General features: G+C 72.7%; 16 protein-coding genes. 8 read left to right on the top strand and 8 right to left on the bottom strand.

The window, feature by feature from the left end; translation table 11 throughout:
* Window positions 1-82 precede the first annotated feature (82 nt).
* Window positions 83-403: an ArsR/SmtB family transcription factor gene (locus ACWEQG_RS04125; RefSeq protein ID WP_452281557.1), complete on the bottom strand. Its 321-nt coding sequence runs from the start codon at window positions 401-403 to the stop codon at window positions 83-85.
* A gap of 106 nt (window positions 404-509) precedes the next feature.
* Between ACWEQG_RS04125 and ACWEQG_RS04120 the strand changes: the two genes are divergently transcribed.
* Window positions 510-1,835, top strand: a complete 1,326-nt coding sequence (locus ACWEQG_RS04120; RefSeq protein ID WP_452281555.1) for an MFS transporter — start codon at window positions 510-512, stop codon at window positions 1,833-1,835.
* Between the two features lie 65 nt (window positions 1,836-1,900).
* Window positions 1,901-2,524 carry an HD domain-containing protein gene (locus tag ACWEQG_RS04115; protein ID WP_452281553.1) on the top strand — a complete coding sequence of 208 codons (624 nt, stop codon included), beginning with the start codon at window positions 1,901-1,903 and terminating at the stop codon, window positions 2,522-2,524.
* A gap of 14 nt (window positions 2,525-2,538) precedes the next feature.
* Here ACWEQG_RS04115 and ACWEQG_RS04110 read toward each other — a convergent pair whose 3' ends face one another.
* Window positions 2,539-2,817 (bottom strand): DUF4031 domain-containing protein, encoded by a 279-nt coding sequence (locus ACWEQG_RS04110; RefSeq protein WP_452281551.1) that lies wholly within the window; start codon window positions 2,815-2,817, stop codon window positions 2,539-2,541.
* A gap of 131 nt (window positions 2,818-2,948) precedes the next feature.
* Window positions 2,949-3,182, bottom strand: coding sequence for a hypothetical protein (locus ACWEQG_RS04105; protein ID WP_452281549.1), 234 nt, complete (start codon window positions 3,180-3,182; stop codon window positions 2,949-2,951).
* Between the two features lie 364 nt (window positions 3,183-3,546).
* Between ACWEQG_RS04105 and ACWEQG_RS04100 the strand changes: the two genes are divergently transcribed.
* Entirely contained in the window at window positions 3,547-4,134 is a 588-nt protein-coding gene (locus ACWEQG_RS04100) for a hypothetical protein (protein WP_452281547.1), read from the top strand.
* A gap of 33 nt (window positions 4,135-4,167) precedes the next feature.
* On the opposite strand, the gene ACWEQG_RS04095 is transcribed toward ACWEQG_RS04100, so the two are convergent.
* The gene (locus ACWEQG_RS04095; protein ID WP_452281545.1) at window positions 4,168-5,301 is read right to left on the bottom strand and encodes an epoxide hydrolase family protein; all 1,134 of its coding nucleotides are present in this window, start codon (window positions 5,299-5,301) and stop codon (window positions 4,168-4,170) included.
* 87 nt (window positions 5,302-5,388) lie between these two features.
* Between ACWEQG_RS04095 and ACWEQG_RS04090 the strand changes: the two genes are divergently transcribed.
* From ACWEQG_RS04090 to ACWEQG_RS04070, 5 genes are all read left to right on the top strand, one after another.
* Entirely contained in the window at window positions 5,389-6,357 is a 969-nt protein-coding gene (locus ACWEQG_RS04090) for a helix-turn-helix transcriptional regulator (protein WP_452281543.1), read from the top strand.
* A gap of 70 nt (window positions 6,358-6,427) precedes the next feature.
* Complete coding sequence (locus tag ACWEQG_RS04085) at window positions 6,428-7,273, top strand: ABC transporter permease (RefSeq protein WP_452281541.1); 846 nt, start codon at window positions 6,428-6,430, stop codon at window positions 7,271-7,273.
* Window positions 7,270-8,025 (top strand): ABC transporter ATP-binding protein, encoded by a 756-nt coding sequence (locus ACWEQG_RS04080; RefSeq protein ID WP_452281539.1) that lies wholly within the window; start codon window positions 7,270-7,272, stop codon window positions 8,023-8,025. The genes ACWEQG_RS04085 and ACWEQG_RS04080 overlap by 4 nt, the downstream gene beginning before the upstream one ends.
* On the top strand, window positions 8,022-9,014 hold the full coding sequence (locus ACWEQG_RS04075; protein ID WP_452281537.1) for an ABC transporter substrate-binding protein: 993 nt from the start codon (window positions 8,022-8,024) through the stop codon (window positions 9,012-9,014). The genes ACWEQG_RS04080 and ACWEQG_RS04075 overlap by 4 nt, the downstream gene beginning before the upstream one ends.
* A complete protein-coding gene (locus ACWEQG_RS04070) occupies window positions 9,011-10,156 on the top strand; it encodes an LLM class flavin-dependent oxidoreductase (RefSeq protein WP_452281536.1) in 1,146 nt (381 codons plus the stop codon). Before ACWEQG_RS04075 ends, ACWEQG_RS04070 begins: the two co-directional genes overlap by 4 nt.
* Before the next feature lie 127 nt (window positions 10,157-10,283).
* Here ACWEQG_RS04070 and ACWEQG_RS04065 read toward each other — a convergent pair whose 3' ends face one another.
* From ACWEQG_RS04065 to ribH, 4 genes are all read right to left on the bottom strand, one after another.
* A complete protein-coding gene (locus ACWEQG_RS04065) occupies window positions 10,284-10,769 on the bottom strand; it encodes a hypothetical protein (RefSeq protein WP_452281534.1) in 486 nt (161 codons plus the stop codon).
* Between the two features lie 92 nt (window positions 10,770-10,861).
* Entirely contained in the window at window positions 10,862-11,974 is a 1,113-nt protein-coding gene (locus tag ACWEQG_RS04060) for a hypothetical protein (RefSeq protein ID WP_452281532.1), read from the bottom strand.
* A 289-nt stretch (window positions 11,975-12,263) separates the two neighbouring features.
* Window positions 12,264-12,713 (bottom strand): PH domain-containing protein, encoded by a 450-nt coding sequence (locus tag ACWEQG_RS04055; protein WP_363470289.1) that lies wholly within the window; start codon window positions 12,711-12,713, stop codon window positions 12,264-12,266.
* A gap of 146 nt (window positions 12,714-12,859) precedes the next feature.
* Entirely contained in the window at window positions 12,860-13,330 is a 471-nt protein-coding gene (gene ribH, locus ACWEQG_RS04050) for a 6,7-dimethyl-8-ribityllumazine synthase (protein ID WP_452281530.1), read from the bottom strand.
* Window positions 13,331-13,376 lie beyond the last annotated feature (46 nt).

The following is a 13,376-nucleotide window of genomic DNA, read 5'->3' as shown; positions in this document are numbered from 1 at the left end:
CGGCGAGGCTCTGGCCGAATCCGCCAAACCCGGGCGCGGCACAGGGCCCCGTGTCGCCACGATCGCACAGATCTGCCCGTCCTCACTGCGGGGACGCGGCCAGCACGGCGTCCAGCAGGCCGGGGAAGCGCTCGTCCAGGTCCTGCCTGCGCAGGCTCACGTACCGCTGCCGGCCGTCCGGGACGTTGCGGATCACGCCGGCCTCGCGGAGGGTCTTCAGGTGGTGCGACAGGGTCGACTTCGGCACCTCTCCCCCTGTGGGCTGGCACGCCGCCACCTCCAGCGGCCCCTGCGCGAGCCGCCGTACGAGCGCCAGCCGCGAGGGGTCGCTGAGCGCGAACAGCACGTCGGTCAGCACCAGCGTCGCGGTGTCGGGGTGCGGCAGGTCCCGGGCTCCAGGCATGGTTCGATAATAGTTGAACTATTCGGCACCTCGTCGTACGGTGTGACGGTTCGAAAATTCTGGAACCATCGACCACGCCGGAACCATTGACCAAGGGAGTGCCGTGATGACGACATCGGGGGACCGCTCGACGCCGGCGACCATCCTGGAGGCGGATCAGGACCCGCGGACACCGGGTCCGGAACCCGGACGGGGCGATGACGCCGCCGCGGGGACGAGGGCTCGTGGCCGGATCTCCCGCGGCGCCGGCTTCTGGCTGCTCGCCGGGACCCTGGTGGCGTTCATGGTCGCCGCGAGCGTCCCCTCCCCGCTGTACGTGATCTACCAGCAGCGCTGGGGGTTCTCGGCGGCCACGCTGACCGCCGTCTTCGCGGTCTACGCCCTCGCGCTGCTGGTCGCGCTGCTCACCGTCGGCGGGCTGTCCGACCACGTCGGCAGGCGGCCCGTGCTGGTCGCGGCCCTGCTGGCCGAGGCGGGCGCCATGGTCGCGTTCCTGACCGCGGACGGGGTCGGGCCGCTGCTGCTGGCCAGGGCGGTGCAGGGCCTGGCCACCGGCGCGGCGACGGGCGCGATCAGCGCGGGCCTGGTGGACCTGCAGCCGGGATCGCACCGCGTCCGTCAGCTGGGCGCGCTGGTCAACGGCGTCGCGCCGACCGGCGGCCTGGCCGCGGGAGCGCTCGGCGCCGGACTGTTCGTGCGTTACACGGCCACCCCGACGACGGCGATATTCGTCCTGCTCACGGCCGTCTTCACGCTGCTCGCGGCCGCGATGACGCTGCTGCCCGAGCCGGTCGCGCCCCGGCCCGGCAGGGGCCGGGACGCGCTCGTCTCCCTGCGCCCGCGGGTGGCCGTGCCACGGCCCGCCCGCGGCGCGTTCGCGGCGGCCGTCCCCTGCCTGGTCGCGACGTGGGCGATGGGCGGGCTCTACCTGTCGCTGGGCGGCTCGCTCACGGCGGGCGTCCTGCGCATTCCCGACCACCTGGTCGGCGGGCTCGTCGTCACCGCGCTCACCGCCGCCGGGGCCGTGGCGTCGCTGGTCGTGCACGTTCTGCCGGCGAGGAGGGTCATGACGGGCGGGTCGCTGGTGCTCGCCGCCGGGACCGGCCTGACCCTGCTGGCGCTCGCCGCCGCGTCCACGCCGATGTTCTTCGCCGGGACGGTCGTCGCGGGGTGCGGATTCGGCAGCGCCTTCCTCGGCGCGTTCCGCTCGCTCGCGGCGCTGGCGGGCCCCGCCGAGCGGGCCGGGATGTTCGCGTCCGTCTACGTCGTCAGCTACCTCGCCTTCAGCGTGCCCGCGGTCGCGGCGGGGTTCGCGGTGCCGTCGCTCGGCCTGCGGGCCACGGCGACCGTGTACGGCTGCGCGGTCGTCGTCCTGGCCCTCCTCACGGCGGTGCCCGGCCTCGTCCGGGGGCGCACGGCCCGCACGGCCTGAAGCCCGCACGTGCCCCGGACACCCAGTGCCCGGACACCCAGTGCCCGGACGCTTAGGGTCGGAGCGTGAGCGACGATCAGACTCCGGCGCCGCCCGCCTGCCTCACGCGCTCGCCGGCCGGGCGGGCCCTCGCCGCCGAACTGGCCGCCCGCTGGGCGGAGCCGCACCGGCGCTACCACACGACCGCGCACCTGCGGGCGGTCCTGACCGCGATCGAGCCGCTCGCCGCCCAAGCGGAGGACCCCGGCGCCGTACGGCTGGCCGCGTGGTTCCACGACGCCGTCTACGACGGGCGGCCGGGGTGGGACGAGGAGCGCAGCTCCCAGCTCGCCCAGGCCCGGCTGCCCGCCTGCGGCCTGCCGGCGGAGCGTGTGCGGGAGGTCGCCCGGCTCGTGCGGCTGACGGCGGGGCACGCCTACGAGCCCGGCGACGTGAACGCGGCCGTCCTGTGCGACGCCGACCTGGCGATCCTCGCTGCGCCGCCCGGGGCGTACGAGGCGTACGCGGGGGCCGTACGCGAGGAGTACCGGCACGTGCCGGACGACGCCTTCCGCGCCGGACGGGCCGCGGTGCTGCGGGAGCTGCTCGGCAAGCCCCGCCTGTTCGGCACTCCTGTGGGCCGCGACCTGTGGGAGCGGCGGGCGCGCGAGAACCTCGCCGGGGAGCTGGCCCGTCTCCGAGTTCGATGACCGGCCGGACGCCTTTACGATGTAGATCTCGAACGGGTCTTCGGCCGGCGCAGACCGGCCTCCCGCAGGCGGCGCACCAGTTCCTTACTGCCGACAGGCTCGGCCCCGAGGACCACGGCCCGGTCGTAGACCGTCTCCGGCACGTCGTAGTGGTCGCGGTCGAAGGCCCGCGCGGGCACGCCGAGCAGGCGGGCGAACTCGTGCAACTCCTCCAGCGAGGAGTCGCTGACCAGGTGGGACCACAGCAACCCACGGGGCCCCGGCCAGTTCGGCCGGTCGATCAGCACCGCCATGCACCTCTCCCCTGTCCGGGAGCGAGCATAGCCCGGGGTGCGGGCCGCGACCTCGTCGCCGCCCGCCCCCGCGCCACGGCCGGCCGAGGAGACGCCCGGCGTTCCCCCCGGCCGCCATGGCTGGACCTCCCTCAGCACTTCCCCTTCACGCGCGTGCACTTGGGACAGCATTTGTACTTCCGGTGGTTCGTGCATCGGTAGGTGCACTTGGGCGGCTTCGGCTTCGCGTACGAGCTGCCGGAGGCCGCCTGCGCGACCGCGACCTCAGCGGCGCCCGTGGACGCCGACGCCGACGACGCCGGCCAGAGCGCGACCGTGCCGAGCAGCGCCGAACCGATGATCACGCTGAATCGCCCACCTCGCATGGCCCTTCTCCTCTCCGATCAGGCCGCGATGCGGCAGATCGAGCGATTTCTCCTTTATTGTCCGAATCGCTTCGGGGATGCGTCCAGCCCATCTCCCGCCACCGGGAGAATCCGATGTGAATCCCCATCCCGCCATTGCCGTGGATAGGTGAATGACGGCACGGCCCTCCGCGAACCGTGAGGCGGCGGCCAAATATCCGTCCGACCATGGCATGAAAACGCCTCAACCCAGCAAAAGCCCGCATAGTCGGCAGCGGGGCGGCAACCGTCGCCCGGGACGCGCACTCGCCGCGACCACGGCGTCCAGTGTCATGGCGTCAGTGTCCACAGCGTCCAGTGTCCACAGCGTCCACAGGGGGGAACGATGAGCGCACGAACTGTCCGATCCGTTACCGCAATCGCGGCGGCCGCCGTGCTGACGATGGCGCTGCTCGCCGGCTGCGGCGGCACCACCGCCCCGGCGCCCGAGCACGCCGCCATGGCCGCCCCCGCGGCGCTCGTGACGCCGACCGCGGGCGAGACCGAGTACAACTCTCCGTGCCCGACCGGCGGCAACGCCAAGCGGTTCGCCAAGACCCGGTTCGCGCTGCACGCGGGTCTCGCCCTCGGCGCCTTCCACCGCTACATCTACAAACCACTGCGCAGCGGCGGCTTCAAGGCCGGAGCGGAAAAACGCAAGCGCACGATCGCCAAGGCCGCGATCGCCGGCGCCTTCGCCCTGCACCAGCTGAAAGTCGCCAAGGGCTTCGCCGCGGCGAATCCGGCGTTGTGCAAGGCCGTCCAGGGCGTGAGCGACCAGTTCTCCGCGCTGACCGGCAAGCTGCACGACGGCACCGCCACGGAGGCCGACGTCGACGCCGGCAAGAGCTCGATGGCGGGCCTGCAGCGCGACGCCTCGAAGACCGGCTACGGGTTCAAGGAGCAGAAGGTCACCATCCCGGGCGCGAGCTGACCTCCGCCACAGGACGCGGCCGGGCCGCCCCGGTCAGCCCACCTTGGCGAAGAACGCGCGAATGTCGGCGGCGAGGCGATCCGGCTGGTCCATCGCGATGAAGTGGTGGCCGCCCGGGTTGTCCTCGGGCCAGTGGAGGATGGTGTTGTGGCGTTCGGCGAGCCGGCGGATGCCGGGCGGGCCGCTGTACACGCCGGTCGGCGCGACCGTCTGGCCCTCCGGCCAGCCGAAGCCGGTGCTCTCGTAGTACGGCCACGCCGACGTCCCGAACGTCCCGGTGAACCAGTACAGGCTCACGTTGGTCAGGAACAGATCCCGGTCGATCACCTGCTCCAGCGGTCTGCCCGAGGCGTTGAACTCGTGGAACTTCTGGGTCATCCAGGCCAGCGCCGCGAGCGGTGAGTCGTGCCAGCCGTACGCGAAGGTCTGCGGCGCCGCGCGCAGCAGCCCGTGATGGTCGACGCCGTTCATCCAGTCCTGTTCCATCAGCCGGGCATAGGCGGCCCGCTCGTCCTCGGTCATCTCCGGGAGGTCCTTCTCGGCGGGGAAGCCGAGACCGCTGACGATGTAGACGCCGGCCACGTTGCCCGCCGCCGCCTTGGCCACCTCCGGGGCGACGTAGGCCCCGAAGTCCCCGCCCTGCGCGCCGTACCGGTCGTAGCCGAGACGGCGCATCAGCTCGGCCCACAGCCGCGCCACGCGCGCCGCGGTCCAGCCGGCGCCGCGTGGCGGCGCGGAGAAGCCGAAGCCCGGCAGGGAGGGCACCACGACGTGGAACGCCCCGGCGGGGTCGCCGCCGTGCGCGCGCGGGTCGGTGAGGCGGCCGACGAGCTCGGCGAACTCCAGGAACGAGTTCGGCCAGCCGTGCGTGAGGACGAGCGGCAGGGCGCCGGGCTCGGCCGAGCGTACGTGCAGGAAGTGGATGTCCTGACCGTCGATCTCGGTCATGAACTGCGGAAACTCGTTCAGCCGCGCCTCGTGCCCGCGCCAGTCGTACTCCTGGCGCCAGTAGCGGGCGAGCTCCCGGAGGAAGGCGCCGGGGACGCCCCGGCTCCATCCCTCGCCGGGCAGCTCACGGGGCCACCGGGCGCGGTCCAGCCGGTCGTTCAGGTCGTCCAGGTCGGCCGCGGCGATCTCGATTCGAAACGGGCGGATCTCGGGGTTCATGTCTCTCCTGTCGCGTCACGATGACGGAATCGACGCTAGAGGCCATGTAGGTCAGGACACGTCCTAGATGACCGGCATGCTTGATATATGAGTGATACGTCCGCACGGTTGCTCGCTCTGCTGTCGCTGCTGCAGACTCCCCGCGAGTGGCCGGGGAGCGAGCTGGCCGAGCGTCTGGAGGTCAGCCCCCGGACCATCCGCCGCGACGTCGACCGCCTGCGCGAGCTGGGATATCCGGTTCAGGCCACGATGGGCGCGGTGGGCGGTTACCGGCTCGCCGCGGGCGCCGCCATGCCGCCGCTGCTGCTGGACGACGAGGAGGCGGTGGCCATCGCCGTCGGCCTGCGCACGGCCGCCGCGCATCCGGTGGACGGCATCGAGGAGGCGTCCGTGCGAGCCCTCGCCAAGCTGGAGCAGGTGCTGCCGTCCCGGCTGCGGCACCGGGTGGGCGCGCTCGCCGCCGCGACCGTGCCGATGCTCGCCGGAGCCGAGCCGCCCGTTGACCCGCGGACCCTGGTGGTGCTCGCCGGGGCCGCCGCCAACCGCGAACGCCTGCGCTTCGCCTACCGGTCCGGCGACGGCACCGAGACCAGGCGCCTGACCGAGCCGTACCGCCTGGTCACGGCCGGACGCCGGTGGTATCTGCTGGCATACGACAACGACCGCGACGACTGGCGGGTCTTCCGCGCCGACCGGATCGGCGACCCGCACCCGACCGGCGTACGGGTCCCGGCCCGGGTGCCGCCGGAACAGGACCCGGCCGAGTTCGTCGCCGCCAAGCTGTACTCGTCCGCGCCCGTCTACGAGGTGGTGGCGACCGTGCGCCTTCCGGCCGGTCAGGTGACGGGCCGGCTCGGTGCCGCCGCGGGGGACGTCGAACCGATCGACGACCACAGCTGCCGCCTGCGCGGACCGGCCGACACTCTGGAGTGGCTCGCGTCGCGCCTGCTCATGCTCGGCTGCGAGTTCGAGGTGCACGAGCCGCCGGAGCTGCGGGCGTATCTGCGCGTCCTGGGCGCCCGTGCCGCTCGCGCCGCCCGGACCCCGGAGACATAACCTATTGACTTGGTAGGGAATGTAGGCAACTCTGGTGACGAATCTTCCTTCGTCGTCTGAGAGGTGTCTCATGTCCGTCGCCGAACTCGAGGGCGAGTTCGGGGGTGCGGTCCGGGCTCGTCCCCGGCCGCGCCCCCGCTCCGCCACGGCCCGCGGCCCGCGGAGGGGGTGGCACAGGTGGGTCAGCCCTCTCGTCGTCGTACTGCTGTGGCAGGCCGCCAGCGCGTCCGGGCTGCTGCCCGCCCGGCTGCTCGCCGCCCCGTCGCAGATCGCCGCGACCGCGCTCGACCTCGTGCGCACCGGGACGCTGCCCACGGCGATCGCGGTGTCCCTCGAACGGGTGCTGCTCGGCTTCGCCGCCGGAGCGGTCGCCGGTGTCGGCCTCGCGCTGGTCGCCGGCCTGAGCCGGGCCGGCGAGAGCGCCGTCGACCCGATCATGCAGATGCTCCGGGCACTGCCGTTCTTCGGGCTGATCCCGCTGTTCATCCTCTGGTTCGGGATCGGGGAGACGCCCAAGGTGCTGCTGGTGGCGCTCGCCGTCTCCTTCCCGCTCTACCTCAACACGTTCGCCGGCATCCGGGGCGTGGACGGCAAACTCGCCGAGGTCGCCCGGACGCTCAAGCTCGGCAGGGCCGCGCTCGTACGGCACATCGTGCTGCCCGGCGCGCTCCCCCAGACGCTCGTCGGGCTGCGGCAGAGCCTCGGCGTGGCCTGGCTGGCGCTGATCGTGGCCGAGCAGGTCAACGCCGACGCCGGGCTCGGCTACATGATCAACGACGCGCGGGAGTTCCTGCGCACCGACGTGATCGTGGTCGGCCTGCTGGTCTACAGCGCGCTCGGCCTGCTCACCGACGCCCTGGTCCGGCTCCTGGAGAGGAGGGCACTGGTATGGCGGCGCGAGTTCCTGTCCCGGTGAATGTCCCGGTGGGCGCCCAGGCCACAGCGCAGGCCACAGCGCAGGCCACGGCGCAGGCCACCGTACGCGCGCTCACCCGCCGCTTCGGCGACCGCACGGTGCTCGACGGCCTCGACCTGACGATCGGGCGCGGCGAGTTCGTCGCGCTCCTCGGCCGCAGCGGGTCGGGCAAGTCCACGCTGCTGCGCGCGCTCGCCGGCCTGGACGATGAGGTCGAGGGCGGCCTGGAGGTGGACGGCTCGGTGGCCGTGGCCTTCCAGGAGCCCCGGCTGGTGCCGTGGAAGCGGGTGCGCGACAACCTCACGCTCGGCCTGACCGCACCCGACCCGGTCAGCAGGGCGGAGGCGGCGCTCGCCGAGGTGGGTCTGAGCGAGCGGGCGGAGGCATGGCCGCTGACGCTGTCCGGCGGCGAGGCGCAGCGGGCGAGCCTGGCCCGCGCCCTCGTCCGCGAGCCGGGGCTGCTGCTGCTCGACGAGCCGTTCAGCGCGCTCGACGCGCTGACCCGGATCACCGTGCACCGCCTGGTGCTGGACCTGTGGGCCGCGCACGGCCCGGCCGTGCTGCTGGTGACCCACGACGTGGACGAGGCGCTGCTGCTGGCCGACCGGATCCTGGTCCTCGACGGCGGGCGCGTGGCGCACGAGTGGACCGTCGCCGCCCCGCGCCCCCGGCACCGCGACCATCCCGACCTGCTCACTTTGCGCGCGGCGCTGCTGACCGCGCTCGGCGTCACCCCGGAAGGACCGGCATGACCAGGAGACTCCTCGCCGCGCTGCTGCTCGTCCTGACGGCGGGCACGGCCTGCGCCTCGACGGGCCAGGCCGCGTCCGGCGGGCAGGACGGACAGGCCTCCGGCCGCGTCACGCTGCGGGTCGGCGACCAGAAGGCCGGATCGCAGGCCCTCCTCAAGGCCGCGGGGCTGCTCAGCGGCACCTCGTACGCGATCACGTGGTCGCAGTTCACCTCCGGCCCGCCGCTGCTGGAGGCGGTCAACGCCGGGGCCGTCGACATCGGCGGCGTGGGCAACACCCCGCCCGTCTTCGCGGCCGCCTCCGGCTCGAAGATCAAAATCGTGGCGGCGTACCGGCAGAGCGCCAAGGGATCGGCGATCCTCGTCCCCACCGGATCCGCGATCACCTCGACGGCCCAGCTGAAGGGCAAGAAGATCGCGGTGGCGAAGGGCAGCTCGGCCCACTACCACCTGCTGGCGGTCCTGAAGAAGGACGGCCTGTCCTTCGGGGACATCCAGCCGCAGTATCTGCAGCCCGCCGACGCCCTTGCGGCCTTCTCGTCCGGCACCGTCGACGCCTGGGCCATCTGGGATCCCTTCGCCTCCCAGGCCAGGATCGAGCACCAGGCCCGGCAACTGGTCGACGGTCAGGGCGTCGTCAACGGCCTGGGCTTCCAGGTCGCCGCTCCCGCCGCGCTCGGCGACGCGGGCAAGCGCGCCGCCGTCGGCGACTTCCTCACCCGGCTGGCCAAGGCGCGGATCTGGGCCGCGACCCACCTGGACGAGTGGGCGAAGGTGTGGGCGCAGGAGACCGGGCTGCCGGTCGAGGTGGCGGACGCGGCCGCCGCCAACGCCGTGGCCACCCCCGTCGTGATCGACGACTCGGTCGTGTCCTCCGAGCAGGAGATCGCCGACGCGTTCACCGCCGAGGGCCTCATCCCGGGCACCGTCACGTTCTCCCAGTTCGTGGACGACCGCTTCAACGACGTCGTCGGAAAGGTGCAGCGATGAGATTCCACTGGTTCCTGCCCACCTCGGGCGACGGCAGGGCGATCACCGGCGGCGGGCACGGCCTGGCGCGCCGGCACGGGCAGGCGGCGGCCTCCGCGTCCCGGCCGCCCACCATCGACTACCTCGCGCAGGTGGCCCGCGCGGCCGAACAGGCCGGGTTCGAGGCCGTGCTCACCCCCACGGGCACCTACTGCGAGGACGCCTGGCTGGTCACCGCCGCGCTGACCCAGGTGACGACCCGGCTGAAGTTCCTGGTCGCGTTCCGGCCCGGGGCGCTGTCCCCGACGCTCGCGGCGCAGATGGCCGCCACCTACCAGCGGATCTCCGGCGGCCGGCTGCTGCTGAACGTGGTGACCGGCGGGGAGGCGGCCGAGCAGCGGCGGTTCGGCGACCACCTCGGCAAGGACGAGCGGTACGCGCGGACGGATGAGTTCCTGTCGATCGTCCGCGGCGCGTGGGACGGCCCGTTCGACTTCAGGGGGAACTACTACGAGGTCGAGGGGGCGACGGTCGCCGAGCGCCCCGACCCGGTGCCCGAGCTGTACTTCGGGGGTTCCTCGGCCGCCGCGGGCCCGGTGGCGGCCCGGCACGTCGACGTCTACCTCACCTGGGGCGAGCCGCCGTCCCAGGTCGCGGCCAAGCTCGACTGGATGCGCGAGCTCGCCGCCGCCGAGGGCCGCGCGCTGCGCTTCGGCATACGCCTGCACGTGATCACGAGGGACACGTCCAAGGAGGCGTGGGCGGAGGCGAAGCGGCTGCTCGACCAGATCTCCCCCGAGGACATCGCGTCGGCGCGGGCCGTCCTGTCCCGCAGCGAGTCGGTCGGGCAGCAGCGGATGCTCGCGCTCCACGAGGGCTACCGGGGAGGCTCTCGCGGCGCCAGGGTCCGGGACCTGGAGATCCATCCCGGCCTCTGGGCCGGGGTCGGCCTGGTGCGCGGCGGCGCCGGCACCGCGCTCGTCGGCAGCCACGCGGAGGTCGCCGACCTCGTCGAGGAGTACGCCTCGCTCGGCGTCGAGGAGTTCGTCCTGTCGGGCTACCCGCACCTGGAGGAGGCCTTCTGGTTCGGCGAGGGCGTGCTGCCCGAGCTGCGCCGGCGCGGCCTGCTCGACGCGCCCGCGCCCGTACGGCTGAGCGCCTGACGGCCCGTCGGTGCTCTTCGAGCACCGGCGGCTGCCCGAGGATGGGTGGAGCGGCCGGCGTCGCCGCCGCCCACTCATCCTGGCCAGGGGCGCCCGCTCGCGACGGGCGGCATTCGTCAGACACTCCCTATACCGGCGGAACAGGCTTTCCGCGCTTCACGGCCTTCAGCGTGCGCATCGCCAGATCGATCCTCTCCAGCGCCGCGCCGAGAGCCGACTCGGGCTGGAAGGGCAGGTCGGCCGTGACAGCGCACGCTTCGAGCACGCGATCGACCGCCTCGTCGTCCAGCAGATCCTCGTACACGAGCACGAGCGACCGGGTCTCCCGCGCGCTGCTCGCGAGGTCGTGCGGGAGATCGCCCGCCGCCCCGGCGGCATGCCCCTGCCCCGACGCCCGCTGCTCGGCGAGGGAGAGGGCCCGCGCGGACATGCTCGACAGTCCGTGCAGCAGGGCGGTCGCCGCGCTCCGGATCTCGTCCTCCCTCCTGAGCCGGCGCTCGAGCTCGTGCTGGGCGACGACCTGCCGCATGACCGCGCCGTAGGTGGCACGCGCCTGCAACAGCGAACCGGCCGTGCTGAAGGCCCCGCCGATGATCGCACCGACCAACCCCAACCAGAATTCCGACATCGGCAACCCGCATGAGACGTCTCGTCGATCGCGCACGAGGAGTGACGCCACCGTTCGCGGCGAGCCCTCGCATCGCGTCAGGTGGTGAACGCGTGGCTGTTCAGATAATGAAAGAAGTCCTCGATCGAGCGTGATTTCCGGCGATGAGCGCGCAGGACCGGAATGACGGCGGCGAGCTCTCCCATCGCCCGGCCGGCTCCGGTTTCCCTCGCGATGCGCACGGCCCGCAGAGCCGCACGGGCGGATTCCTCCATATCGCCGACAGCGGCATGGGCGACCGCCAGGCGAGCGGAGACCAGGCTTCCCTCGTGATAGAAATCCTGCGGCCACTTCCGCATGCCCGCCTCCAGCACGTCTATGGCGGCTCGAGGAAATCCGGTGTCGGTCAGAACCTTCCCTCGCTGCACGGCGAGATAGGCGTGCGTCACGTAATCCGCCTTGATCAGGTTCTTCCCGCCGAAGTGGTCGTCCGCACGCGGGTCGTCGATCAGGTCGTCGGCCTCGTCGAGAAGCCGCAGGCCGATCTTCCGCACTCCCATGCCGCTGTAGGCGTGGGCCCGCTGCTGCAACAGGAACGCCTCCATCGTCGGAGGAAGGCCGTCCTGCCTTGTCGTCCGCGCCAGCGACAGAGCGAACGGCCGGTCGTCCGCGTCCACGGCTATCTGGGAACGACGGCAGAGGAAGTACGCCTCCAGCTGACCGTTGCCGCCGGCTCGCGCCCACGTCACGGCGAGATCCTCCAAGCCCGCCGCGGCGGCCGGGTTGCCGGCGCTCTGGTGGAGCCAGCCGGCGAAGTCGGCCCACTGGGCGCCGGTCCTGAGCAGCTCACGGCCGAGAGAGCCGTGCGCGCTCTCCCGCAGCAGTCGCCGTATCAGCGACAGGTAACCGGCGGTCGAGGCGATCAACTCGGCCGGGCCGAAGGCGCGCTCGCGCGCCACGAAGGCCAGCCGGGCCGCGTCCAAGTCGTCGACCATCTCCCGGCTGAGCCGCGGACCCAGGGCCGCGCCGGCGAAGTCGCCGCGGCTCGCCGCGTAATAGATCATCGTGCCCAGCGATCCGGTGAAGGCCCTCCTGCTCATCCGCCCCTTGGCGGCGGGTTCGGGCCGGATCCTCGGCGCCGAATCGAGATGCAGATCCAGCACTGTCTCCACCCGCTCCGCCAGGCCGGCCGACGGCCGGACCGGGAGCATTTCCAACCAGACGACGAACGCCGGATCGCAATTGGCCCGCTTGGCCAGCTCTTTGGTGCTGAGATCACAGGCCAGCCGTCTGGCCTGCAGCGATTTACCCCATGGAAGGGCGGATCTCGCTGTATGGCCCGCGTCAGGCTCGTTGCTCATTCCGCGAATTCCCGCCTAGACCCCACACGGCGACAGTCTAGGAGGCGAGCACCACGCGAGCCATGGCGTTTATTTTCGGAACCACCGATATTTCCGATCCAAGCGACCATTAGGAGGAGCGGGGGACTTGCCGGAACGCCTAAAGCCGGTCGGGGGCCTCGCCGCGTTCGCGGATGAGGGCGGTGAGCTGGGCCACCGCCCGCCGCGAGCGTTCCCGCTCGGTGCTCTGGATGCCCATCGCGCCCAGGCTGTTGCCGTCGGCGAGGTCCAGTCTGGGCCAGGGGTCGCCCTCCGCCATCGTGACGTCGAGCACCTCGGCCCACTCGAAGCGGTGGACCCGCAGCGCGTTCACCACCGTGATGCCCTTCTCGTCCGCCCGCACCCGGAGGCGGCCGAGCAGGTGCAGCACGCACGCCACCGCGACGCCGAAGGCGACCATGCCCAGCCGGTCGGGGATCTTGAACTGCTCCGGCAGGCCGACCGCCATCAGGATCGAACCGATCACCATCACCGCCGCCAGGCCGTACGCGATGATCGTCGTGACGCGGGGCCGCCAGGTGACGGGCAGCGGCGGCGCGCTCTCAGACATGACCACCCCCGTGCGTGGGCACTGCGCGGCGGCGTACGGCGTGCCCGGGCGGCGGGGCCGCGGGCGGATGCTGCGTGATCACCAGTCAAGTCTTCCCGGCTCGGCGCTGCGGATGCGAGCGCTGCGGCTACGAGGTTCGGGCGAGGTCAGCCGGCGAGGCCGCGCAGGAGGAGCGCGGTCTCCAGGGCTGCGATCGTCGCCTCGTAACCCTTGTCCTCCTTGCTGCCCGGCACGCCGGACCGCTCGATCGCTTGATCAAGGGTGTCACAGGTCAGCACCCCGTTGCCCACCGGGGTCGACTCGTCGAGCGAGACCCTGGTCAGGCCCGCGGTCACCGAGTCGCAGACGTAGTCGAAGTGGGCCGTCTCCCCCCGGATCACCACCCCGAGCGCGACGACGGCGTCGCAGCGCCGGGCCAGTGCCTGCGCGACCACCGGGATCTCCAGCGACCCCGCCACCCGGGCCGTGACCACGGTCGCGCCGCTGTCCCGTGCCGCCCGCTCGGCCCTCGCCAGCAACTGGTCGGTGATCTTCTCGTGCCACCGGGCGGCGACGACGCCGACCGTCAGCCCGCCCGCGTCCACCGCCCCCGCGTCCGGTCGTCCCTCGCCGCTCATACGCCCTCCTCGCCTGACGGCCCGGAGCCGCATGAGCGGACCACGC

The sequence above is a fragment of the Microbispora sp. NPDC004025 genome (genome assembly GCF_053604425.1).
This window is presented reverse-complemented; position numbering and strand designations above follow the sequence as displayed.

Bases quoted from the DNA above. Each gene is read 5' to 3' on its own strand.
- ACWEQG_RS04075 (WP_452281537.1), top strand. From the start codon at position 8,022: ATGACCAGGAGACTCCTCGCCGCGCTGCTGCTCGTCCTGACGGCGGGC.
- ACWEQG_RS04125 (WP_452281557.1), bottom strand. From the start codon at position 403: ATGCCTGGAGCCCGGGACCTGCCGCACCCCGACACCGCGACGCTGGTG.
- ACWEQG_RS04060 (WP_452281532.1), bottom strand. From the start codon at position 11,974: ATGCTCCCGGTCCGGCCGTCGGCCGGCCTGGCGGAGCGGGTGGAGACA.
- ACWEQG_RS04090 (WP_452281543.1), top strand. From the start codon at position 5,389: ATGAGTGATACGTCCGCACGGTTGCTCGCTCTGCTGTCGCTGCTGCAG.
- ribH (WP_452281530.1), bottom strand. From the start codon at position 13,330: ATGAGCGGCGAGGGACGACCGGACGCGGGGGCGGTGGACGCGGGCGGG.
- ACWEQG_RS04110 (WP_452281551.1), bottom strand. From the start codon at position 2,817: ATGGCGGTGCTGATCGACCGGCCGAACTGGCCGGGGCCCCGTGGGTTG.
- ACWEQG_RS04120 (WP_452281555.1), top strand. From the start codon at position 510: ATGACGACATCGGGGGACCGCTCGACGCCGGCGACCATCCTGGAGGCG.
- ACWEQG_RS04095 (WP_452281545.1), bottom strand. From the start codon at position 5,301: ATGAACCCCGAGATCCGCCCGTTTCGAATCGAGATCGCCGCGGCCGAC.
- ACWEQG_RS04105 (WP_452281549.1), bottom strand. From the start codon at position 3,182: ATGCGAGGTGGGCGATTCAGCGTGATCATCGGTTCGGCGCTGCTCGGC.
- ACWEQG_RS04100 (WP_452281547.1), top strand. From the start codon at position 3,547: ATGAGCGCACGAACTGTCCGATCCGTTACCGCAATCGCGGCGGCCGCC.
- ACWEQG_RS04070 (WP_452281536.1), top strand. From the start codon at position 9,011: ATGAGATTCCACTGGTTCCTGCCCACCTCGGGCGACGGCAGGGCGATC.
- ACWEQG_RS04085 (WP_452281541.1), top strand. From the start codon at position 6,428: ATGTCCGTCGCCGAACTCGAGGGCGAGTTCGGGGGTGCGGTCCGGGCT.
- ACWEQG_RS04055 (WP_363470289.1), bottom strand. From the start codon at position 12,713: ATGTCTGAGAGCGCGCCGCCGCTGCCCGTCACCTGGCGGCCCCGCGTC.